The 20,900-nt window shown below is 49.3% G+C and carries 20 protein-coding genes; 10 read left to right on the top strand and 10 right to left on the bottom strand.

Translation table 11 applies throughout. The features are described from left to right. Positions 1 to 3 precede the first annotated feature (3 nt). The 4 genes from K7X24_RS00950 to yceD are packed head-to-tail and all read right to left on the bottom strand — an operon-like array spanning position 4 to position 2,747. Positions 4 to 957 (bottom strand): beta-ketoacyl-ACP synthase III, encoded by a 954-nt coding sequence (locus K7X24_RS00950; protein WP_224552352.1) that lies wholly within the window; start codon positions 955 to 957, stop codon positions 4 to 6. A 6-nt stretch (positions 958 to 963) separates the two neighbouring features. After that, positions 964 to 2,010: a phosphate acyltransferase PlsX gene (gene plsX / locus K7X24_RS00945; protein WP_224552350.1), complete on the bottom strand. Its 1,047-nt coding sequence runs from the start codon at positions 2,008 to 2,010 to the stop codon at positions 964 to 966. Between the two features lie 29 nt (positions 2,011 to 2,039). Beyond that, complete coding sequence (gene rpmF, locus K7X24_RS00940) at positions 2,040 to 2,210, bottom strand: 50S ribosomal protein L32 (RefSeq protein ID WP_005970518.1); 171 nt, start codon at positions 2,208 to 2,210, stop codon at positions 2,040 to 2,042. 12 nt (positions 2,211 to 2,222) lie between these two features. Beyond that, the gene (yceD, locus tag K7X24_RS00935; RefSeq protein WP_224552348.1) at positions 2,223 to 2,747 is read right to left on the bottom strand and encodes a 23S rRNA accumulation protein YceD; all 525 of its coding nucleotides are present in this window, start codon (positions 2,745 to 2,747) and stop codon (positions 2,223 to 2,225) included. Between the two features lie 140 nt (positions 2,748 to 2,887). On the opposite strand from yceD, the gene K7X24_RS00930 reads away from it, so the two are divergent. Continuing rightward, positions 2,888 to 3,472 carry a Maf family protein gene (locus K7X24_RS00930; RefSeq protein WP_224552347.1) on the top strand — a complete coding sequence of 195 codons (585 nt, stop codon included), beginning with the start codon at positions 2,888 to 2,890 and terminating at the stop codon, positions 3,470 to 3,472. 67 nt (positions 3,473 to 3,539) lie between these two features. Here the strand turns inward: K7X24_RS00930 and rluC are convergent, their stop codons facing one another. Next, entirely contained in the window at positions 3,540 to 4,496 is a 957-nt protein-coding gene (gene rluC / locus K7X24_RS00925; protein ID WP_224552344.1) for a 23S rRNA pseudouridine(955/2504/2580) synthase RluC, read from the bottom strand. A 594-nt stretch (positions 4,497 to 5,090) separates the two neighbouring features. Here rluC and rne point away from each other — a divergent pair. Beyond that, complete coding sequence (gene rne / locus K7X24_RS00920; protein WP_224552342.1) at positions 5,091 to 8,390, top strand: ribonuclease E; 3,300 nt, start codon at positions 5,091 to 5,093, stop codon at positions 8,388 to 8,390. A gap of 64 nt (positions 8,391 to 8,454) precedes the next feature. On the opposite strand, the gene K7X24_RS00915 is transcribed toward rne, so the two are convergent. Next, a complete protein-coding gene (locus tag K7X24_RS00915; protein ID WP_224552339.1) occupies positions 8,455 to 8,742 on the bottom strand; it encodes a putative quinol monooxygenase in 288 nt (95 codons plus the stop codon). A 183-nt stretch (positions 8,743 to 8,925) separates the two neighbouring features. Between K7X24_RS00915 and pyrC the strand changes: the two genes are divergently transcribed. From pyrC to K7X24_RS00885, 6 genes are all read left to right on the top strand, one after another. After that, complete coding sequence (gene pyrC, locus K7X24_RS00910) at positions 8,926 to 9,969, top strand: dihydroorotase (RefSeq protein WP_224552336.1); 1,044 nt, start codon at positions 8,926 to 8,928, stop codon at positions 9,967 to 9,969. Between the two features lie 106 nt (positions 9,970 to 10,075). After that, positions 10,076 to 10,315 carry a DNA damage-inducible protein I gene (gene dinI, locus K7X24_RS00905; RefSeq protein ID WP_224552334.1) on the top strand — a complete coding sequence of 80 codons (240 nt, stop codon included), beginning with the start codon at positions 10,076 to 10,078 and terminating at the stop codon, positions 10,313 to 10,315. A gap of 88 nt (positions 10,316 to 10,403) precedes the next feature. Next, a complete protein-coding gene (locus K7X24_RS00900; protein WP_010297192.1) occupies positions 10,404 to 10,661 on the top strand; it encodes a hypothetical protein in 258 nt (85 codons plus the stop codon). A gap of 241 nt (positions 10,662 to 10,902) precedes the next feature. Next, positions 10,903 to 11,157 carry a biofilm formation regulator BssS gene (bssS, locus tag K7X24_RS00895; RefSeq protein WP_224552332.1) on the top strand — a complete coding sequence of 85 codons (255 nt, stop codon included), beginning with the start codon at positions 10,903 to 10,905 and terminating at the stop codon, positions 11,155 to 11,157. A 455-nt stretch (positions 11,158 to 11,612) separates the two neighbouring features. Continuing rightward, positions 11,613 to 12,167: a cytochrome b gene (locus tag K7X24_RS00890; protein ID WP_224552330.1), complete on the top strand. Its 555-nt coding sequence runs from the start codon at positions 11,613 to 11,615 to the stop codon at positions 12,165 to 12,167. A 29-nt stretch (positions 12,168 to 12,196) separates the two neighbouring features. Further along, positions 12,197 to 12,772: a YceI family protein gene (locus tag K7X24_RS00885; protein WP_161503050.1), complete on the top strand. Its 576-nt coding sequence runs from the start codon at positions 12,197 to 12,199 to the stop codon at positions 12,770 to 12,772. Positions 12,773 to 12,844: 72 nt separating this feature from the next. Here K7X24_RS00885 and K7X24_RS00880 read toward each other — a convergent pair whose 3' ends face one another. Beyond that, positions 12,845 to 13,912, bottom strand: a complete 1,068-nt coding sequence (locus K7X24_RS00880; protein WP_224552328.1) for a rhodanese-related sulfurtransferase — start codon at positions 13,910 to 13,912, stop codon at positions 12,845 to 12,847. 216 nt (positions 13,913 to 14,128) lie between these two features. Here K7X24_RS00880 and K7X24_RS00875 point away from each other — a divergent pair, with 216 nt between their 5' ends. After that, positions 14,129 to 15,223 (top strand): NADH:flavin oxidoreductase/NADH oxidase, encoded by a 1,095-nt coding sequence (locus K7X24_RS00875; RefSeq protein ID WP_224552326.1) that lies wholly within the window; start codon positions 14,129 to 14,131, stop codon positions 15,221 to 15,223. A gap of 29 nt (positions 15,224 to 15,252) precedes the next feature. Here K7X24_RS00875 and K7X24_RS00870 read toward each other — a convergent pair whose 3' ends face one another. Further along, positions 15,253 to 15,486, bottom strand: coding sequence for a hypothetical protein (locus K7X24_RS00870; RefSeq protein ID WP_224552324.1), 234 nt, complete (start codon positions 15,484 to 15,486; stop codon positions 15,253 to 15,255). Here K7X24_RS00870 and K7X24_RS00865 point away from each other — a divergent pair. After that, positions 15,485 to 16,405, top strand: coding sequence for a Kdo(2)-lipid IV(A) acyltransferase (locus tag K7X24_RS00865; protein ID WP_224552322.1), 921 nt, complete (start codon positions 15,485 to 15,487; stop codon positions 16,403 to 16,405). The genes K7X24_RS00870 and K7X24_RS00865 overlap by 2 nt on opposite strands. A 138-nt stretch (positions 16,406 to 16,543) precedes the next feature. On the opposite strand, the gene mdoH is transcribed toward K7X24_RS00865, so the two are convergent. Continuing rightward, on the bottom strand, positions 16,544 to 19,093 hold the full coding sequence (gene mdoH, locus K7X24_RS00860) for a glucans biosynthesis glucosyltransferase MdoH (protein WP_224552320.1): 2,550 nt from the start codon (positions 19,091 to 19,093) through the stop codon (positions 16,544 to 16,546). After that, positions 19,086 to 20,588, bottom strand: a complete 1,503-nt coding sequence (locus K7X24_RS00855) for a glucan biosynthesis protein G (protein WP_224552821.1) — start codon at positions 20,586 to 20,588, stop codon at positions 19,086 to 19,088. The genes mdoH and K7X24_RS00855 overlap by 8 nt, the downstream gene beginning before the upstream one ends. Positions 20,589 to 20,900 lie beyond the last annotated feature (312 nt).

Raw genomic sequence — 20,900 nt, 5'->3', positions numbered from 1 at the left:
TAATTAAAAACGAACCAGCGCGGAACCCCAAGTAAAGCCGCCACCGAAAGCTTCAAGCAGCACCAGTTGCCCTGGTTTAATTCGCCCATCGCGCACCGCTTCATCAAGCGCTGAAGGCACAGAGGCGGCGGAGGTATTACCATGACGATCTAGCGTCACAACCACCTTATCCATCCCCATACCTAACTTTTTCGCAGTGGCGCTGATGATGCGCAGGTTAGCCTGATGAGGCACCAGCCAGTCTAATTCACTTTTATCCAATTGAGCCGCTTGCAGCGTTTCTTCAACGATGTGTGCCAGTTCAGTCACTGCCACTTTAAAGACTTCATTACCCGCCATCGTCAGGTAAGCAGGCGTATCAGTATGATTACGATCCTGATGTGGCAACGTCAGCAGCTCACCATAACGGCCATCGGCATGCAGATGGGTAGAAAGAATACCCGGTTGCTCTGACGTCGTTAACAGGACGGCACCCGCACCATCACCGAACAGAATCAGCGTGCCGCGATCTTCAGGATCCAATGTCCGAGACAACGTATCAGAACCGATCACCAGTGCGTATTTCACCGCACCACTTTTAACGTATTGATCGGCAACGCTCAGCGCGTAGGTAAAACCTGCACACGCAGCGGCCAGATCGAAGGCGATCGTGTCTTTGATCCCTAGCAGTTGCTGAACCTGACAGGCTGAGCTAGGGAAAGCATGGCTTGATGATGTTGTAGCAACAATCAGAAGACCGATTTCAGAAGGATCGACATTCGCCATTTCCAGTGCTTTTTGCGCGGCACGGTATCCCATGGTCGCCACGTTTTCATCCGGCGCAGCAATACGGCGCTCACGGATTCCAGTACGTGTGACGATCCATTCGTCCGTCGTTTCCACCATCTTTTCTAAATCAGCGTTCGTCCTGATTTCTTCAGGCAGGTAGCTGCCCGTTCCGATTATTTTTGTATACATGTACGCTTAATCACTCTTGGGTAATACCGCTTCTAGACGGGCGGCAATCCGCTCAGGAAGCTGCCTCCGTACCGTCTGCATTGCCTGTTCAATAGCAACCGCAAACGCTCTCTGGTTTGCTGCACCATGGCTTTTGATTACAGTTCCCCGTAACCCTAGCAGGCATGCGCCATTATATTGATCGGGATTCAAATGACCGAAACGCTTTGATAAGCGTTTTTGTAGCAAACGTCCTAGCCATTTCAACCACCAGGATCGTTTTTGTTTTTGCCCTAGGCCTGAAGCTGGAGATTTCAGCAATGATAGGAACATCCTTACCACGCCTTCCACCGTTTTCAGTGTGACATTACCCACAAAGCCGTCACAGACCATCACATCCGTTTTTCCAGTCAGCAGATCGTTGCCTTCCAGATAACCGATATAATTTATTGATGGTGCCTCTTTTAACTGTGCCGCTGCTTCACGGATAGTGCTCAGCCCTTTGCTTTCTTCTTCACCGATATTCAACAACGCGACCCGAGGATTTGTCAGTCCCAGCACTTCTTCTGCCATCACTGAGCCCATCACGGCAAACTGAACCAGCATCGTGCTGTCACAGTCAACATTCGCTCCCAGATCCAACACGACTGTTTTTCCGTGTTGCTGGTGAGGTAATACTGACACCAACGCGGGGCGCTCAATTCCTTCCAGTGGCTTAATCAGGAGCTTTGCCAGCCCCATAAGCGCACCCGTATTGCCTGCACTTACACAGGCCTGTGCCCTGCCGTCTTTAATCAACTCAAGCGCTATGCGCATTGAGGTACCACGGCTCGCACGAATAGCCTGCGACGGCCTCGCATCACTAGCAATAACCGACTCCGCCGGAACAACTTCTAAGCGGGAAAGTAAATCAGAATCGCCTTTGGCAAGTAATGGAGTAATCGCAGCAGGATCGCCGACTAATAACAAATTGAGAGCTGGATTAGAAGCCAGTGCCTGCAATGCAGCAGGCACTGTTACGCAGGGACCAAAATCCCCGCCCATCGCATCTAACGCCAGAGTTAGGCGTGTCAAGGTATTGCCTTGCAAATAATTCGCAAGAATTACTTAGCAATGACCTTGCGACCGCGGTAGTAACCATCCGCAGTGATGTGGTGACGCAGGTGAGTTTCGCCAGAAACTTTATCTACGGATACAGAAGCGGTAGTCAACGCATCATGTGAACGACGCATACCACGTTTGGAACGGCTAGGTTTGTTTTGTTGTACGGCCATGGACCTTACTCCTTATTGCTTATGCTTTAAACTGGCTAATACGGCAAATGGATTTGGTTTTTCCGCCTCTGCAGGCAGTTGACCAAATACCATATCCGCTTCGGACACTTCACAGTGTTCAGAATCATGCACCGGGGCGATAGGCAACATCAGAATAATTTCATCTTCAATCATTGCCAGCAGATCGACTTCGCCAAAACCATCGACGCCGATCGGCTCATACGCTTCCGGTAACGCTTCGGCCTGCTCATCATTGACGACCGGGCTGAAACAAAATGTCGCATGGACTTGATGTTCAAACGGCTTTCCGCAACGCTGACACATCAGAGTGACGGTAACGTCAGCGTTACCGTCAATCACCGCCAGACGCTGATTATCGATATTGAAAGATAAGGAGGCCTGAACATCACTATCCACACTCACCACTGATTCGGCAACACGCTCTACTTGTTCAGTTGAATAGATACCAACGTAATCTAAACGCTTCTGAGCAGTGCGGACCGCATCAAGGGTTAAGGGTAATTTTACCTTTTGCATAGGGCGCGCATATTAACGTCGTAACGACATAGAGTCAAAGAAAAAGGCAGTGATGCACCACCTTTCACCAATATTCGCTTCCAGAGCGGCGCACAGTTTAAAATGCCTTTCATCATTACGCTACGGTTTATCAAAAAATTATGCAGCAGATTGTTCTCGCCTCAACATCGCCTTATCGTCGAGCCTTATTGGAAAAACTGACGATCCCCTTTGTTTGCGCGTCACCAGACATCGATGAAACCCCTCGCGCTGGCGAAAAAGCTATCGATCTCGTGATCCGTCTTGCTGAAAGCAAAGCGCGAGCGCTAGCCGCACACTACCCCAATCATTTGATTATTGGTTCCGATCAGGTTTGCGTACTGGGGGGCGCCATTACAGGAAAGCCCCATAATAAGGTTAATGCAACACGGCAGTTGCAGCAGGCTAGCGGAAAATGCATTTCTTTTTTTACCGGTTTAGCGCTTTTCAATAGCACAACCCAGTCAATACAGAGCATCACGGAACCATTTGATGTGCATTTTCGCACGCTAACGGAAGCAGAAATTAACGGTTATCTGGAGAAAGAGCAGCCGTGGAATTGCGCGGGTAGCTTTAAAAGCGAAGGATTAGGTATTGCCCTTTTTGAACGATTATCTGGACGAGATCCTAATGCACTCATTGGGTTGCCGCTGATCGCACTAACGCAGATGCTACACAAGGAAGGCATTAATCCATTGACGGTATAAAATAAATCGGGATAGCACGATGAAGTGCTATCCCGACAGATAAAGGCATATAAGGTATACAGAATCGTTATGATTTTGTCTTACGCAGCACCTGCAGACAGCGGCGCAATCCGTTATCCAATGGCGCTTCGACTCTCAACGTCTCGCCGGTGTTCGGATGCTCAAAACGCAGCGCCTGCGCATGCAGGAACAAACGTTTTAAACCTGTGTCTGCCAGTTGCTGATCGAACTCGCGATCGCCATAACGGTCATCAAATGCTATCGGATGCCCTGCATACTGGGCGTGTACACGAATTTGATGCGTACGTCCGGTAACGGGGCTCGCCCGCACCAGCGTCGCGTGTTCAAAACGTTCTTCAATTTTAAAACGCGTTTCTGACGGTTTACCGTCGCTGTTTACTCGTACGATACGTTCACCGCTTTGCAGGATATTTTTCAACAGCGGTGCCTGAACAACTTTGCAGTGAGACTGCCACTGGCCGCGAACCAATGCCAGATAGTCTTTTTGCATGCCTTTCAGCCGCAGCTGTTCATGCAGAGAACGTAAGGCCGAACGTTTTTTTGCGACCAGCAAAACGCCCGAGGTATCGCGATCGAGGCGGTGTACTAACTCCAGAAAACGCGCTTCCGGGCGTAAAGCACGCAACCCTTCAATCACACCAAAGCTCAGACCACTGCCGCCATGCACGGCTGTACCCGATGGCTTATTCAGAACCAACAGGTAGTCGTCTTCATAAATAATGCACTCGGCCAACGCCGCTACTTTGCCAAGACTGGCAGAAACAGGGGTTTCATCGCGTTCTGCCTGTCGAACAGGCGGAATACGGATGACATCGCCATCGAGCAATTTGTACTCAGGCTTGACCCGTTTCTTATTTATTCTTACCTCACCTTTTCGCAAGATGCGGTAAACCATGCTTTTAGGCACACCCTTTAAGTGGGTATGCAAAAAATTATCGATGCGCTGCCCCGCTTCATCTGCGGAGATCGTCACAAATTGTACTGAAGGATTATCTGTTTTCATGATGCGCGATTCTAAATAGAGCAACCCGATAGCGCCACTTCTTTTTCTGTGCTTAACTGTGTGTCTGACTTATGAAGATATTGTTGCATTGTCGAGTAAATGGGCGGGTGAGTTGGGCTGTAGCATCAAACCCTGTCCGTTTTGGTGATAACAACAGAACTATCTTTATACAGACAGGCAAAGTCACCTTGCTATAACGGTATCAGCAGTGGAATAATGCTTTTGCGTTTCCCACGCGGATTTCCGATAAAACAAGAGGAAATTGCGAAATTATTAAATTTGCCTGATGACGCACACACGCAGCAATGGCGTAAGACGTAATGTGAAATCAAGCAGTTAGCGGGCTGCGGATTGCAGCTTGGCCGGCAAATGGAATCAGATCTGGCGACATAATTCAGAAGCTGTTCCCTCAGTAAATGCGCTGTTTTCCATCAGGAAACACAGGCTACCGAAACATGCGTCTCTATGCAGACGACAACCGGGAGGTTGACGTCCCTGCGATAAGCCACGAGGCCATCGGTTCACTCCGGTCATGCGGTTCTTTTGTCCGCAGCTCTATCAATAATGTAAGTAAAAATAACGAGTAAGTTGAAGATGAAAAGAATGTTAATTAACGCAACTCAGCAGGAAGAGTTGCGTGTTGCCTTGGTTGATGGTCAACGGCTGTATGATTTGGATATCGAAAGTCCGGGTCATGAGCAGAAGAAAGCAAATATCTACAAAGGTAAAATCACTCGTATCGAACCTAGTCTTGAAGCGGCTTTTGTTGATTACGGAGCTGAAAGACACGGTTTCCTCCCTCTTAAAGAAATCGCCCGCGAATACTTCCCTAACAACTATTCCTCCCACGGTCGTCCTAACATCAAAGACGTGTTGCGTGAAGGTCAGGAAGTCATTGTTCAGGTAGATAAAGAAGAGCGTGGCAACAAAGGCGCAGCCCTTACCACCTTTATCAGCCTGGCTGGTAGCTATCTGGTCTTAATGCCGAATAACCCTCGTGCAGGCGGCATTTCACGCCGGATAGAAGGTGACGATCGCACCGAGCTCAAAGAAGCGCTGGGATCGTTACAATTGCCTGACGGCATGGGCCTCATTGTTCGTACTGCTGGTGTGGGTAAGTCCGCCGAAGCATTGCAATGGGACTTGGCTTTCCGTCTGAAACACTGGGACGCGATCAAAAAAGCCGCTGAAGGCCGCTCGGCACCATTCCTGATTCATCAGGAAAGTAACGTGATCGTTCGCGCTTTCCGTGATTATCTGCGCCCAGATATTGGCGAAATCCTGATCGACAACCCGAAAATTCTCGATCTGGCGAAAGAACACATTTCTGCGCTGGGCCGTCCCGATTTCAGTAGCAAAATCAAATTGTACAGTGGTGAAATCCCTCTTTTTAGCCACTATCAGATCGAATCGCAGATCGAGTCAGCTTTCCAGCGTGAAGTTCGCCTGCCGTCCGGCGGCTCTGTCGTTATCGATACTACCGAAGCACTGACGGCCATTGATATCAACTCCGCTCGAGCCACACGCGGTGGTGACATTGAAGAAACGGCGTTTAATACTAACCTTGAAGCCGCAGACGAAATTGCCCGCCAATTGCGCTTGCGTGACCTCGGTGGCCTGATCGTTATCGACTTCATCGATATGACTCCGGTTCGTCACCAGCGTGAAGTTGAAAACCGCCTACGTGACTCCGTGCGTCAGGATCGTGCACGTATTCAGATCGGTCGGATTTCCCGCTTCGGTCTGCTGGAAATGTCACGTCAGCGTCTGAGCCCTTCATTGGGTGAATCCAGCCACCACGTCTGCCCGCGCTGTAGCGGCACAGGCACGATTCGTGACAATGAATCACTTTCACTGTCTATTCTTCGTCTGATTGAAGAAGAAGCGCTGAAAGAAAACACCAAAGAAGTCCACGCGATTGTTCCAGTCCAAATTGCCTCTTATCTACTGAACGAGAAGCGTGACGCCGTTAACGCCATTGAGAAACGTCAAGGCGGCGTGCGCGCGATCATCGTGCCACACGACGGTATGCAGACGCCGCACTACTCCGTTGTTCGCGTCCGTAAAGGCGAAGAAAAACCGACGCTCAGCTATTTGCTGCCTCAACGTTTGGAAACGGAAACGCAGCAGTTGCAAGACGAACAAACGATCGAGCGTAAACAGCCTGAGCAACCCGCTTTAGCAACGTTTAGCATGGCTGAAATGCCAGAGGAAACCACGCCTCCAGTTGCCAAAGCGGCTCCTGCTGTAGCGAAAGCCGCAGAGGATGCTCAGCCAGGCCTCATTAGCCGTTTCTTCAGCGCCTTGAAAGGTGTCTTCGCCTCTGAACCTGTTGCAAAAACAGTGGATGCTGCTGACGAGAAGAAGACAGAAGAAGAGAAATCTACTGAAGGTCAGCGTTCTGAACGTCGGAACTCACGCCGTCAGGGCAATAATCGCCGTGACCGTGGCTCTCGTGACAATCGTGATGATCAGCGCCGAAATAAGCGACAAAACGACGAAGCGATTGTTGAAACCCGCTCTGTGGATAATGTGGAGAAAGCCGGTTCGGAAGAACAACCGCGCCGTGAACCACGTGCTGAACGTCAGCGTCGTCGTCAGGACGAGCGCCGTCAGGCTCCTCCTGCTGAGGAAAAAACACAGCCAGTAGTTGATGAGTCAGATGACAATGCAGGCGAGCAGGATAAACCGACTCAAGTGATGCAACGTCGCCAACGCCGTCAGTTAACGCAGAAAGTACGTGTCCAGTCTGAAACTCAGCAGGATACTCTCTCTGATAATACGGCACTGGTTGCTGAAGCACCTGAACTGGTTCAACCTTACGTTAAGCCAAACGACGTTGCGGTAGACAATAACGAGAGCGATAACGAGCAAAACGATGCAAATCGTGGCAATGGCGAAAATGGCGGCATGCCACGTCGCTCACGCCGTTCGCCTCGCCACCTGCGCGTCAGCGGCCAGCGCCGTCGTCGATATCGTGATGAGCGTTACCCATCTCAATCACCAATGCAGTTGGAATTTGCCGCCGCATCACCGGAAATGGCATCAGGAAAAGTATGGGTTAGTTACCCTGTTACACAGTCACAGCAAACTGAAAGCCAACAGCCAGAAGAAAATGTGGCAGCAATCGAAACACTGTTGTTACCAGCCGTTCTCGAAACCGCAGTGACTGTACAACCCGGTACAGCTGAATCCAACGCAATTGAAAACGTTGCAATTACTGAAGCAGCCATTCAGGAAGACACTGCTGTAACAGCAACAGCACAGTCCGCGGACGTCATTCAGGATAGCAATGTAGCGGATGTCGAAGTGAGTGCTGTAAACGAAGACACTGTCGTTGAGCCAATCACCGAGAATACGGCTATCGATGATGCCAGCGCAGTGAGTGCAGTTGAAGAAGCAAAAGCCGTTGAAGTTGATGATACTATTGCAACTCAGGTAACCGAAGATGCACAGGCTGTTGCTGCTGAAAACACCGTTGCTGAAAACATAGTGACTGAAGAAATAGTTACTGAAGAGGTTGCAACTGAAACAGCCGATGTGGCAGAACCGGTTTCTACCCCAGAGATTTCCGCAGCACAGGAAGTCCGTCAGCCACAAAGCGTTCAGGATGAGCCAGTAGCCACCACCAGAACACAGCAGGTTGTGGAAGAGCCCGCAATGAGCGTAGCAAAACCAGCGGCTGTTGATGTTGTTGAACAACCTCGCCATAAGCTCCATGTAACGGCACCAATGACTAAAGCACCGGCACCGGCATACCACGTGGAGCCTGCTCTACACAGTGATTGGGTACGCCCAGCCTATCCGTTCTCAGGAAAAGGTTCGGCAGGCGGTCATGCCGCAGTTAACCAGTCAACTGCGCCAGCAACCAAGCCTACTCCAGTCAACGAGTAATTCTGATTTTTATAGACCAAAACACCCGCTAATTAGCGGGTGTTTTTTTATGTACAATCTTTTATTAACCTAAAAAATTCAATAATTTGATATCTACATTGTCTGTTTTGCCATCCAGTTCCACCAAGAAGCGTTTAAAATGCTCACTCTGCTCATGTGATGCCACAGCATCACGATCCTTCCAGCGTTCGAAGAACACAAACGAACCGGGTTTATCCGCGACTTCATGCAGATCATACTGCGCATTGCCCGCTTCCTGTCGGCTAGGTGATACCACGCGTTTTAGCGTTGCGGTAACATCAGCAATGAACTCAGCCTTCGCCTGAATAGTGGCAACGATACGAATTTCCATATACATCCCTTGTTTATCAATGAAAAGATAATGCTATCAAATGCCAATCCGCCGTTAATTTCAAGCATTCATCAACAAACGGATGCATTCAAATGGCTTTACGCTTATCCTTATCCCCCGCCGTATCAGTCCCAAACCCAACCGAAGACGATGTTTTTCTACTGACCGCCGGAGCGCAATTCCATGATCGCACAGCCCACTATCCTTAAAATCCGTCGCCCTGACGATTGGCACATTCACCTGCGTGACGATCGGATGTTGGAAACCGTTCTCCCCTATACCAGCCGTTTCTTCGGCCGTGCGATTGTTATGCCTAACCTGACACCGCCGATTACCAGCGTAGCCAGCGCTATCGCGTATCGTCAGCGTATTTTAGCCGCGGTCCCGCAGGGTGATAACTTTCATCCGCTGATGACGTGCTACCTGACCGATGCGCTTGATGCCAACGAAATCGTGAGTGGCTTTGAGCAAGGCGTCTTTACTGCAGCCAAACTCTATCCGGCCAATGCGACAACGAACTCCAGCCATGGGGTCACCAGCGTCGCCAATATTTCTGGCATTCTGGAACAAATGCAGAAAATTGGCATGCCGTTACTCATCCACGGTGAAGTTACCGACTCTGCCGTGGATATTTTCGATCGGGAAGCGCGCTTCATCGAAACGGTGCTGGAACCATTACGCAAACAGTTCCCTGAGCTGAAGGTCGTCCTTGAGCACATTACGACGAAAGAAGCCGCGCAGTATGTTGTTGAAGGTAATGATTATCTCGCCGCAACCATTACACCGCAGCATCTGATGTTTAACCGCAATCATATGCTGGTTGGTGGCGTTCGCCCTCACCTATATTGCCTGCCCATCTTAAAACGCAATACGCATCAGCAGGCGCTACGTGAAGCGGTCGCTGGCGGTTGCGACCGGCTTTTCCTCGGCACTGACTCCGCGCCCCATGCAAAACACAGAAAAGAGTCCAACTGCGGCTGTGCCGGTGTGTTCAATGCTCAGGCGGCATTAAGTACCTACGCTACCGTTTTTGAAGAAATGAACGCGCTGGATAAACTCGAAGCATTCTGCTCCCTGAACGGCCCACGTTTTTATGGCCTGCCGGTAAACGACAGCTGGATTGAATTTCATCGTGAAACCGTCACGTTCCCCGAAGAAATCGCTCTCGGCGACGAATCGCTAATCCCCTTCCTGGCTGGCCAAAGCCTCAGTTGGTCAGTCCGTTAATCGACAAGCCCATCCGCATTATGCCGATGGGCTAAATTTTATTGCGTGTCTTGTTCCCCACTCACGATAACTGTATAAATAAACAGTTTAAAATTTGGAGGTCAGCATGCGCGTAGAAATCACTCTTGCAAAGACAACGCTTTTACCCACCGGTGCAGTCGACGCACTCAGGCATGAGCTGGAAAAGCGTATTCACAAAATTTATCCCGACACACCCATTCAAGTTCGTTATGCATCAGCAAATAACCTGACAGTCATGGGTGCTGGCAAAGAGGACAAAGATCGTATCTCTGAAATCTTGCAGGAAACGTGGGAAAGCGCCGACGACTGGTTTACCGCAGAGTAATCTAAAGCTTGAAAAATAACGAAGACATAGGCTGTAATGGCAGTTTAAAGCGACAATTCGCCATGTGCTATGACCGAGGGTATCTGTTATGACGGTAGAAAAACCAGAAGAGGCAATGACATTCGGGGAACTACTGGAGCTGATTGGCGAGCAACAACGCAAAATAGACGCTCTGGAACTTGCCTTTTCGTCCCTGGCATTCTGCCTTGATGAAAAAGCAAACAAACTGATGATTCACAATCTGGCACTCGAATCTCAAAATGAGAACCGGGATCCTGCAATGAAGAAATACCTTGCTCGACTTGCTGCCGCATTAGAGAAAAATGCAGGATTTGGCGTGGAATAATGCTCTGTCGCCCCCGTTAACAACACCTTCGGGATGAAAACCTGTTCGTCCCGATATTTCATCTAACGCATCATCTATCCCTTAGTCACACCTATCTGTGTAATCTTTTTTACGAAAAATTGAAAATATTTCCCATAAATTAAATAAGCAGCAGTATACTGATGATGTTCATTTAAAAATAATGAGCCACCAGAAGCCTCGTTAGTCACTCATGTTAGTAACTAGTCAATAAGGGGTATTTATGGATAGAGAAAATGAAGTTATTCAGACACATCCTCTTGTAGGTTGGGACATCAGTACCGTTGACAGTTATGACGCCATGATGATCCGTTTGCACTACTTATCCACCTCGGACCAAGCACCAGATGAAGCACATGTAGACCGGACGCTTTGGCTAACGACCGATGTTGCTAGGCAGTTGATACACATACTCGAAGCCGGCATTGCGAAAATCGAATCGACAGACTATGACGTCGGTGATTATCGGAAACATTAGTAATTGATAACGTTATTAATATTATATTCAATACCGATTTATTTTCCTAAAATAACAACACCGCCAATAGGGCGGTGTTGTTATTTTAGGGCTATTCTCATTTCTTTTTATATCCATCAATTAAGTCGTACCTATCTGTTCTTACACTCCCACCGGCCCTTATACTAATAATCACTTGCTACATAATTATTCAACTAATAGAGCCTATTCCCAGTACCATTACTTTATTTCACTGTCGTCTTTATTCATCCTTCACCTGAAAACAGGCATTAGAAATATCTATTTCTAGTAAATAACTTCAATAACCAAACTGAATAAATTATGAATTTAAATTCAAAAAAATTGCTCATGTTTATGATAATGTTGCAATTTGAAAATTTATATTGATTTTATGTTTCTTCCTGTTAAATTTCGCCGGATTGACTACGTTACCGATCTGATAAGGAGCTATCACCATGCTTTGGCGTAATACCTCTTCTCGTTATGGCCATATCAGCATTCTTTTGCACTGGATTGCAGCATTAACCGTTTATGGCATGTTCGCTTTAGGGCTGTGGATGGTCACATTAGGGTACTACAATATTTGGTATCACCGTGCCCCAGAGATACACAAAGCCATTGGCGTGCTGTTCTTTGCCATCTTAATCTTTCGCGTGGTGTGGCGTTTTATCTCCCCACCGCCTCCGCCGTTGAAAAGCTATTCCACATTAACCCGCGTCAGCGCGACGCTGGCTCATATTGCGCTTTATGTCATTCTTTTCGCCATTCTCATTAGTGGATATCTCATTTCCACTGCCGAAGGGCATTCCATCTCAATTTTTGGCTGGTTTTCTGTTCCGGCCATTGTCAGCGGCTTGACGGATCAGGCCGATATAGCAGGCGACGTGCATCTTTATCTCGCATGGGCGGTGGTTGCCTTATCAGCACTGCACGGTTTAGCCGCATTAAAACACCACTTTATCGATGGTGATAACACGTTGAAACGAATGTTGGGTCGCAACGTTCCTTAACTTTCTGGATTTATGGAGAAATACCAATGCTGAAGAAAACACTACTGAGCCTGACCGCAGTATCCATGCTTGCCTCTGCCGGTTCTGCACTGGCGGCAGAGTACAAGTTCGATAAAGAAGGCCAGCACGCGTTTATTGAATTCCGCATTAAACACCTCGGTTATAGCTGGCTTTATGGCAGCTTTAACGACTTCGATGGCGCTTTTACCTTTGACGAAAAAAACCCATCAGCGGATAAAGTGAATGTCACTATCAACACCAACAGCGTTGACACTAACCACGCTGAACGTGACAAGCACCTTCGCAGTGCCGAATTTTTAAACGTTACCAAGCATCCGCAGGCAACGTTTACATCCACTGAAGTGAAGAAAGACGGTGAAGATTACGATATTACTGGCAACCTGACCTTAAATGGTGTCACCAAGCCCGTTAAGCTGGATGCCAAACTCATTGGGCAAGGTGATGACCCGTGGGGTAACTACCGTGCAGGATTTCAAGCCGAAGGCACTATCAAGCTGAAAGACTTCAACATCACGACCGATTTGGGTCCAGCTTCACAGGATGTAGAACTGATTATTGCCGTTGAAGGCGTTCGCCAGAAATAAGGCAGCACCACGCATCAACAGTACACAGCCCTTTCTGTTGGAAAGGGCTTTTATTGCACAATGAGCCGTTAGCTATTCAGCCTTGTCTTTCGCTACCGGTGCAGGAATGTGCAACGTTGACTGCAACAATCCTTTGGATTTATTGAAGATCTTCATCCCATTTTCACGCCCGCTGCGTATCGCTCTCTGCTCTTCGAGCGGCAACGTCGTTTCATCCTGACACTGCGTGCTACAGCAACCTTCGTATTTTGCGGCACAGCTCGGACATTGGATAAACAGAAGATGGCACCCTTCATTACGGCAGTTAGTGTGGCTATCACACGACGCTCCACACTGATGGCAATGCGCGATAACATCATCAGAGATACGCTCTCCCATACGTTCATCAAACACGAAATTCTTGCCGATAAACTTCAGCGGTAAACCCTGAGCTTTAGCCTGACGCGTATACTCGATAATGCCGCCCTCGACGTGATACACGTTCTTAAAGCCGTGATGCAGCATGTAGGCGCTGGCCTTCTCGCAACGGATACCGCCCGTGCAGTACATGACAATATTTTTATCACGCGCCTCATCCAGCATTTCCACTGCCATCGGCAACTGCTCACGAAACGTATCCGACGGCACTTCCAGTGCATTCTCGAAATGCCCGACTTCATATTCGTAATGATTACGCATATCGACAAACACGGTATCAGGATCGTCAGCCATCGTATTAACCTGATCGGCTTTCAGGTATTGCCCAACATTCGCCGGGTTAAAGGTAGGATCGTCAATGCCATCGGCAACAATCCGTTCGCGTACTTTCATACGCAATACCCAGAACGATTTCCCGTCATCTTCTAGAGCGATATTTAAGCGAATCTGATCGAGTGCCGGATGCGCACTGAACAATGCAGCTTTAAAGGTATCGAACTGATTATTGGGCACACTGATTTGGGCGTTAATCCCTTCAGTGGCAATATAAATACGCCCGAAGACCTTATATTGCTCAAGCTGAATATACAGACAATCGCGAAAGGCTTTTGGATCGTCAATCGTAAAATATTTATAGAAGGAGACTGTGGTACGCGGCTCGGTTTCCGCAAGCATACGTGCCTTCAGTTCCTCATTAGAAATTCGGTTATGTAACACTGGCATGGTGTACGTTCCTGTCTTCATTGAGGTTAGCGTGTGACATTCAATGTCAAGCTATAGCTCGATACATCGAATCGCCCGGCATCATACCTGATAGCGCTGAGGCTGTCAGGGCATGAAATGAATAGCGCAACGAGAAAGAGTAATCTACCGTAAACCAATGACCTCTTGGATTCATTTTCGCTTTCATGAAGTATCATCATCGAAGGATCTGTCATTATGAGTCAGCTTTTCTCCCCTGTATCGCTTGGTAAACTCGAACTGCCCAACCGAATCATCATTGCCCCCATGTGTCAGTATTCGGCTGAGGACGGCAAGGCGACAGCCTGGCATACAATGCATTTAGGTAACCTGTCACATTCTGGCGCAGGGTTGCTCATTATCGAAGCTACCGCGGTTTCGCCAGAAGGTCGGATCTCCCCGCACGACCTTGGTTTGTGGGATGACGCAACCGAACAAGCCCTTGCCAGCGTAATTCAGTCTGTCAAAACCTATTCTGACATGCCCCTCGGCATACAGTTGGGGCACGCGGGTCGCAAAGCCTCAACGGGCGTTCCGTGGAGCGGACGGGCATTTCTGCGCCCAGAACAGGGAGGATGGCAGACTATCGCGCCATCGGCTGTTCCTTACAACGCCAGTGATGCGACACCACAGGCCATGTCAGAACCGCAAATCCGTGCGCTAATTAACGCGTTCGTTGACTCAGCTAAACGTGCGGATCGTCTGGGCTTTGATCTGATAGAGATTCACGCTGCTCACGGCTATTTACTGCACCAGTTCCTTTCGCTGCTGACAAATCAGCGCACGGATGGCTATGGCGGTTCGCTTCAAAATCGAATGCGTCTGATCATTGAAATTTACCGCGCGATACGCGACGTTTTCCCTGAACATAAAGCCGTTGGTGTGCGCATTTCTGCGACAGATGGTGTGGAAGGCGGCTGGGATCTGGAACAGTCCGTACAGCTCAGTAAAGCACTGCACGAATTGGGCTGCGATTTCATCCATGTATCCAGTGGTGGACTATCACCATTACAGCAGATTCATCCTGCGCCTAATTATCAGGTTCCCTATGCGCAGAGGATTAAACAAGAAGTTGGCATTACGACCATCGCCGTTGGATTGATCACCGAACCGGAACAGGCTGAAGCGATCGTTGCAACCGGTGAGGCAGATGCTATCGGGCTGGCTCGCGCGATACTCTTCGATCCTCGCTGGCCGTGGCATGCGGCCGCCAGACTCGGCGCACAGGTATCCGCCCCTGCACAGTACTGGCGTAGTGAACCACGCTACGCCAGAGGCATTTTCAAACAGTAACGCTAAACATGGTGTGTCAGGCGATTCTTTCAGGGTCGCCTCTTCCCCATTTCACCACGCTCTATGCCACCAAAAGTCAAAAACCATTCTCTGGAGATGGTACGATTACTGCCGCTTTCTGTATAAAAATCAGTCAATAAGACGGCAATAGTTTGTTTTATTGGCAAAGCACCGCAATAATCTATCTTGCAGTTAATCATTAACTTGATTCTTTTTAACGGTTCGCGTGCTGACCAGCACCAAAATATTGATACTGAGGCCATGACACAAATCCCTTCTTTTAATCGTTCATTGCTACATCCGCGCTACTGGCTCACCTGGTTGGGCATCGGTATCCTTTACCTGATCGTTTTGCTGCCCTACCCCGTTATTTATCGTATCGGTACCGCGCTCGGCTATCTGGCTATGCGCCTGCTGCCAAAGCGCGTCAAGATCGCCACTCGCAACCTTGAACTGTGCTTCCCCGACATGCCACAGGCTGAGCAGGATGCATTAGTCAGGAAGAATTTCGAATCGGTCGGCATGGGCGTAGTTGAAACGGGTATGGCCTGGTTTTGGCCGAATTGGCGTCTCGAACGCTGGTTTACGGTAACAGGCCTTGAGCACATACGTCCTGAGAACGAGCGGGAGCAAGGTGTATTGCTGATCGGACTGCATTTTTTAACGTTGGAACTCGGTGCACGTGTTTTTGGTATGTACAATCCGGGGGTCGGCGTGTATCGCCCGAATGATAATAAGCTGATTGACTGGTTACAGACGTGGGGAAGGCTGCGCTCCAATAAATCCATGCTGGACAGAAAAGATCTTAAGGGCATGATTCGCGCCCTCAAACAGGGGGACATCATCTGGTATGCCCCAGATCATGATTATGGCCCGCGCAGTAGCGTATTCGCCCCGTTGTTTGCCGTAGACACCGCGGCAACCACCCGCGGGAGCTATATGCTGATAAAAACAGCGCATCCGGCAATCATCCCATTTGTGCCACGCCGACTGCCCGAAGGAAAAGGTTATGAATTACTAATTCAGCCTGCTGAACAGGGTGCACCTGTAGAAAATGAAACCGTGACCGCCGCCTGGATGAACAAGGTTGTTGAAAAGAATATTCTGTTCGCCCCAGATCAATACATGTGGCTACATCGCCGTTTCAAAACCCGCCCAGAAGGTGAACCGTCCCTTTATTAACTATCATATTTCAGCACTCACCGTTCCGGTTGCTCATTCCAAGAAAGGCTACACGTTATGACAAACGAAAAAAAAGCAACAGCGATGGATTGCCGTTGCTTTATCTTTCACACCACTAATTTTCTACACTACAAGCAGTTAGCTTTTGATATGAAGTGCGGGAAGTTTTTGGTAAGACTCAACCCACGCAGCATACGCTTCCGGTTTTTGCCACACATGGTAGTGCAAGCGCGAGATCGTAACGGGATCGCTAAGCAATGCCAGACGCTGATTATTGCTCACCTCTTCCGGTTTACGATTCAAAGCATCGTGCACATTTTGCTCACGTACGTCTTCAATTGCCTGGCTAAAGCGATGACGCGCCGTTGCCATTGCACTGGCAAGGGCGTTAACTGACGGATCAAAGACAGCCTGCATAAACCCATTATCGAGTCTACGCTGGTGGTTCAATCGGCAATATTCATCCGTAGCGACCAGTTCGCGTGGCGGATTAAACTCTTCCGGTATCATCAACAGCTTGGCACGCTTACAACCCAACCCCAATGACGCGCGGCTCGAATAAACCGAAACGAACGGCGACAAAATCAGCGAGAAGACAATCGGCGACAGCCACCACAAGAAGCGCAGATCCAACCATGCCATGCCAATCGCCCAAACCAGCCCCAGAATCAGCTGGGAACCGTGGCGCACAAACGCTTCACTCCAAGGGGTCGCATCATCGTCACGCTGTGGAGAATTCCACTGCACCGACCAGCCGAGGAACGCACTGACTACAAACACCGTATGGAACAGCATACGAACCGGTGCCAACAGAACCGAGAACAGCATTTCCAGCAACAGAGAAAGGAATACTCGGAAAACACCGCCGTACTCTTTTGCCCCTTTCGCCCACACCAAAATCACGCTCAACAGTTTTGGCAAGAACAGCAGAACCAATGTTGTCGAGAAGAGTGCGATAGCCAGCTCTGGCCGCCACTGTGGCCAGACGGGGAACAGCTGTCGAGGCTGCAAGAAGTACTGTGGTTCCATCAGCGTATGCACAACCTGTAAGGCTGTAGAGAGCACCAGAAACATAAACCACAGCGGTGCAGATAGATAAGACATCACGCCAGTAAGGAAAACGGCACGGTGAACCGGATGCATACCTTTAACCAAAAATAACCGAAAATTCATCAGGTTACCATGACACCAGCGGCGATCACGTTTCAGTTCATCCAACAGGTTAGGCGGCAGCTCTTCATAACTTCCTGGGAGATCGTAGGCAATCCACACGCCCCATCCCGCACGACGCATCAGCGCGGCTTCAACGAAGTCGTGAGAAAGAATTGCACCGGCGAACGAGCCTTCACCCGGCAGCGGTGCCAGAGCACAGTGCTCGATGAACGGTTTAACGCGGATAATCGCATTATGACCCCAGTAATGCGACTCACCCAACTGCCAAAAATGCAGACCGGCGGTGAACAGCGGCCCATAGACACGCGTTGCAAACTGCTGGCAGCGTGCGTACAGCGTATCCATGCCAGAGGCTTTGGGCGAGGACTGGATGATGCCGGCGTTCGGATTCGCTTCCATCAGTCTGACCAGAGACGTCAGACATTCACCGCTCATCACGCTATCGGCATCCAGAATCACCATATAGCTGTACTGGTTGCCCCAACGGCGGCAGAAATCATCGATATTACCGCTCTTACGTTTGACGCGACGACGACGACGACGATAGAAGATACGCCCTGCTCCGCTAACATCACGGCACAGCTCCATCCAGGCTTTTTGCTCTGCTATGCAGATATCGGGATCGTTACTGTCGCTCAGGACGTAAATATCGAAATGCTCAAGGTTGCCCGTCGCTTCAACCGATTCATACGTCGCACGCAATCCCGCAAACACGCGTTCTACGTCTTCGTTACAAATCGGCATGATTAACGCCGTGCGATGCTCGGGATTCAGCGCCTCGTTACCTACCGTCGTAGAAGAGATACTGTATTTGTCTCGACCAATCAGCAGTTGCAGGAACCCCATCAGTGCGGTCCAGAACCCGGCCGACACCCAACAGAACAGCACCGCAAACAGAACGAGTATGCCGCTTTGCAGCACATAAGGCAGCAGTTGCATCACCGAGCGCGTCCAAGGTTGACCCGCCATTTCAAACGGATCGATCAACGCCCACCCCTGATAAGGCAGGATGGTTTTCATGTACCAGGTTGCGATCGCCGTCTGGAACAGCGTCAACGCCAGTAGAATATAGCGGCGGATTGTTCCCACCAGACGCCAGCGGTTTTCGGAAATTTTCTCTTCCGGGCTGTAATGAGGACGAGGCGGTACGGTACGGCCCAGCAGACTTTCCCACCAGCGAATCAGTGGGTTCGTCCGCCAAACATCAGGGAACATAGAGGCACGGGTAATGACGGGCATCGCTTTTAATGCCGTCCGCCCTTCTCTGTCTGTCCCGAGCTGCTTACCGTTGTCCAGACCCTCAGCCCAGGCCATTTCAAGACGAGCCTGCACGGAATGCAACGCTGCATCTTCTTCAGACTGAACATTGACCTGGCTACCTTCAGACAAGGCCTGATGCAAAACGGCCTGATCGTTCCAGGCCGTTTGCGGTAATTTTTCGCGAAGAACCTCTGCCTGCGGAGCAGGCAGAGGTAGTTTCTCAATATAATCGAGAGAAGAAGTTGACTTATTCATTAGCAGGCAGCTGATTGCTCCAGGTTTCAGTCAATGTCGTCTCGCCATTAACCAACGCAGCTCTCATTTCAGTCGGCTGTTTCGCATCCTTCACACGCAAACGCAGCGTCAGACGCCAGCCATGAGTTACTGGGTTATAGCGAACATTATTTTCTACAATTTCGCCGTTGTCGCCAATGCTGACCTGAGAAGCTACCGGAGCGTTCTCATCCAGTTCTTTTAAATTCGGCCCAATAAAGTCCACAATATAAGCGATCGTGCCATCAGGCTGGCGGATCAGGTTAGATTGTTTGACATCACCAGCAGAACGGCGGGTCTGTTGAACATAGGCAATATTCGGGGAATGCAGTTGATCTTCGTCGCGCGTAAAGTGCAGACGATATTTAATATCCAGCGGTTTGCCCGTTTCTGGCAACACATCCGGCGTCCAGAAGGCAACGATGTTGTCGTTGGTTTCATCCGCAGTAGGAATTTCAACCAGTTCAACTTTTCCTTTGCCCCACTCGCCTTTCGGCTCAACCCAACCGCTTGGGCGCAGATCGTAACGATCGTCAAGATCTTCATAGGCAGTGAAATCGCGGCCACGTTGCAGCAGACCAAATCCTTTCGGGTTCTCTACCGCATACGTGCTCACAGACAGGTGCTTAGGATTATTCAGCGGACGCCAAATCCATTCACCATTACCGGCATGAATTGACAAACCGTTAGAGTCGTTCAGCGCTGGACGGTAGTTCAGCGTCGGCGACGGCTGGTTAGGCCCAAACAAATACATACTGGTCAGCGGAGCGATACCCAGCTTGCCCACTTTATCACGCAGGAAGACTTTAGCCTGAACATCGACGACACTGTCACGACCAGGATAAACGGTAAAACGGTAAGCCCCTGCGGCACGCGGCGAATCCAGCAGCGCATAAATCACTAGGTGTTTATCATTCGCTTTTGGACGTTCAATCCAGAATTCACGAAAACGCGGGAACTCTTCACCAGAAGGCAACGCGGTATCGATAGCCAGACCACGGGCAGACAAGCCATAAATCTGACCTTTACCTACCACACGGAAATAGCTGGCGCCCAGCATGCTGACAATTTCATCGTTCTTATCTGCTTTATTGATCGGATAGAGAACTTTAAAACCAGCAAAACCGAGATTTTTAACCGTTTCAGGATCGTGATTAACGGAACCAAAATCAAAGTACTCTGGAGAGTATTTAATCTCATCAACCGTTGTCGCCGTGACTTCATTAATTTTCACTGGGGTATCGAAGTACATCCCCTGATGGTAAAACTGGAGCTTGAAAGGCGTCTGTACATTATTCCAGTATGACTTATCGTTATTGAAACGAATTTGCTGATAGTCCGCAAATTTCATATCACGAAATTGCGCAGGAAGATTACTTTTCGGCGCTTCAAAACCCTTTTGTGCCAGCTTTTCAGCCTGCAGTGCCACATCATCAATAGAAAATGCCCAAGCAGGCACTGCGCTTACAGACAGCATAATGGCGGCGGACAGCCAGCGAAGGCTAGCAACCCGCTGTTTAAACCCAAATTTATTATCCAGCACAGCTCCCCCTGTTGGTGTGCTTCAATCAACTAAAATCCATATTAATGGATAAGTTAGCTTTCCTACAACTTGATAAAGATATTGTTCACCATAATAGGTCAGCGTTTAAACAACGAGAACGCTAAAGCATGATAAACCGGGTTGTAAAAATGGAAAACAGCCACGGACTATAGCGAATATTGACCTGCGCGGGCGTAGGATTATTCCGTTTACGCCCGTACCATTTCCTATTGCCCCGCGGATAAA

This window comes from Pectobacterium versatile, assembly GCF_020166435.1.
GTDB classification, from domain to species: Bacteria; Pseudomonadota; Gammaproteobacteria; order Enterobacterales; family Enterobacteriaceae; genus Pectobacterium; species Pectobacterium versatile.
The sequence above is the reverse complement of the archived record's forward strand: the minus strand, read 5'-3'. Positions and strand labels throughout refer to the sequence as shown.

What these genes read in the sequence shown, in the direction of transcription:
- K7X24_RS00950 (WP_224552352.1), bottom strand. Translation starts at nt 957, where the DNA reads ATGTATACAAAAATAATCGGAACGGGCAGCTACCTGCCTGAAGAAATC.
- rpmF (WP_005970518.1), bottom strand. Translation starts at nt 2,210, where the DNA reads ATGGCCGTACAACAAAACAAACCTAGCCGTTCCAAACGTGGTATGCGT.
- yceD (WP_224552348.1), bottom strand. Translation starts at nt 2,747, where the DNA reads ATGCAAAAGGTAAAATTACCCTTAACCCTTGATGCGGTCCGCACTGCT.
- K7X24_RS00930 (WP_224552347.1), top strand. Translation starts at nt 2,888, where the DNA reads ATGCAGCAGATTGTTCTCGCCTCAACATCGCCTTATCGTCGAGCCTTA.
- rluC (WP_224552344.1), bottom strand. Translation starts at nt 4,496, where the DNA reads ATGAAAACAGATAATCCTTCAGTACAATTTGTGACGATCTCCGCAGAT.
- rne (WP_224552342.1), top strand. Translation starts at nt 5,091, where the DNA reads ATGAAAAGAATGTTAATTAACGCAACTCAGCAGGAAGAGTTGCGTGTT.
- K7X24_RS00915 (WP_224552339.1), bottom strand. Translation starts at nt 8,742, where the DNA reads ATGGAAATTCGTATCGTTGCCACTATTCAGGCGAAGGCTGAGTTCATT.
- pyrC (WP_224552336.1), top strand. Translation starts at nt 8,926, where the DNA reads ATGATCGCACAGCCCACTATCCTTAAAATCCGTCGCCCTGACGATTGG.
- dinI (WP_224552334.1), top strand. Translation starts at nt 10,076, where the DNA reads ATGCGCGTAGAAATCACTCTTGCAAAGACAACGCTTTTACCCACCGGT.
- K7X24_RS00900 (WP_010297192.1), top strand. Translation starts at nt 10,404, where the DNA reads ATGACGGTAGAAAAACCAGAAGAGGCAATGACATTCGGGGAACTACTG.
- bssS (WP_224552332.1), top strand. Translation starts at nt 10,903, where the DNA reads ATGGATAGAGAAAATGAAGTTATTCAGACACATCCTCTTGTAGGTTGG.
- K7X24_RS00890 (WP_224552330.1), top strand. Translation starts at nt 11,613, where the DNA reads ATGCTTTGGCGTAATACCTCTTCTCGTTATGGCCATATCAGCATTCTT.
- K7X24_RS00880 (WP_224552328.1), bottom strand. Translation starts at nt 13,912, where the DNA reads ATGCCAGTGTTACATAACCGAATTTCTAATGAGGAACTGAAGGCACGT.
- K7X24_RS00875 (WP_224552326.1), top strand. Translation starts at nt 14,129, where the DNA reads ATGAGTCAGCTTTTCTCCCCTGTATCGCTTGGTAAACTCGAACTGCCC.
- K7X24_RS00865 (WP_224552322.1), top strand. Translation starts at nt 15,485, where the DNA reads ATGACACAAATCCCTTCTTTTAATCGTTCATTGCTACATCCGCGCTAC.
- K7X24_RS00870 (WP_224552324.1), bottom strand. Translation starts at nt 15,486, where the DNA reads ATGGCCTCAGTATCAATATTTTGGTGCTGGTCAGCACGCGAACCGTTA.
- mdoH (WP_224552320.1), bottom strand. Translation starts at nt 19,093, where the DNA reads ATGAATAAGTCAACTTCTTCTCTCGATTATATTGAGAAACTACCTCTG.
- K7X24_RS00855 (WP_224552821.1), bottom strand. Translation starts at nt 20,588, where the DNA reads ATGCTGTCTGTAAGCGCAGTGCCTGCTTGGGCATTTTCTATTGATGAT.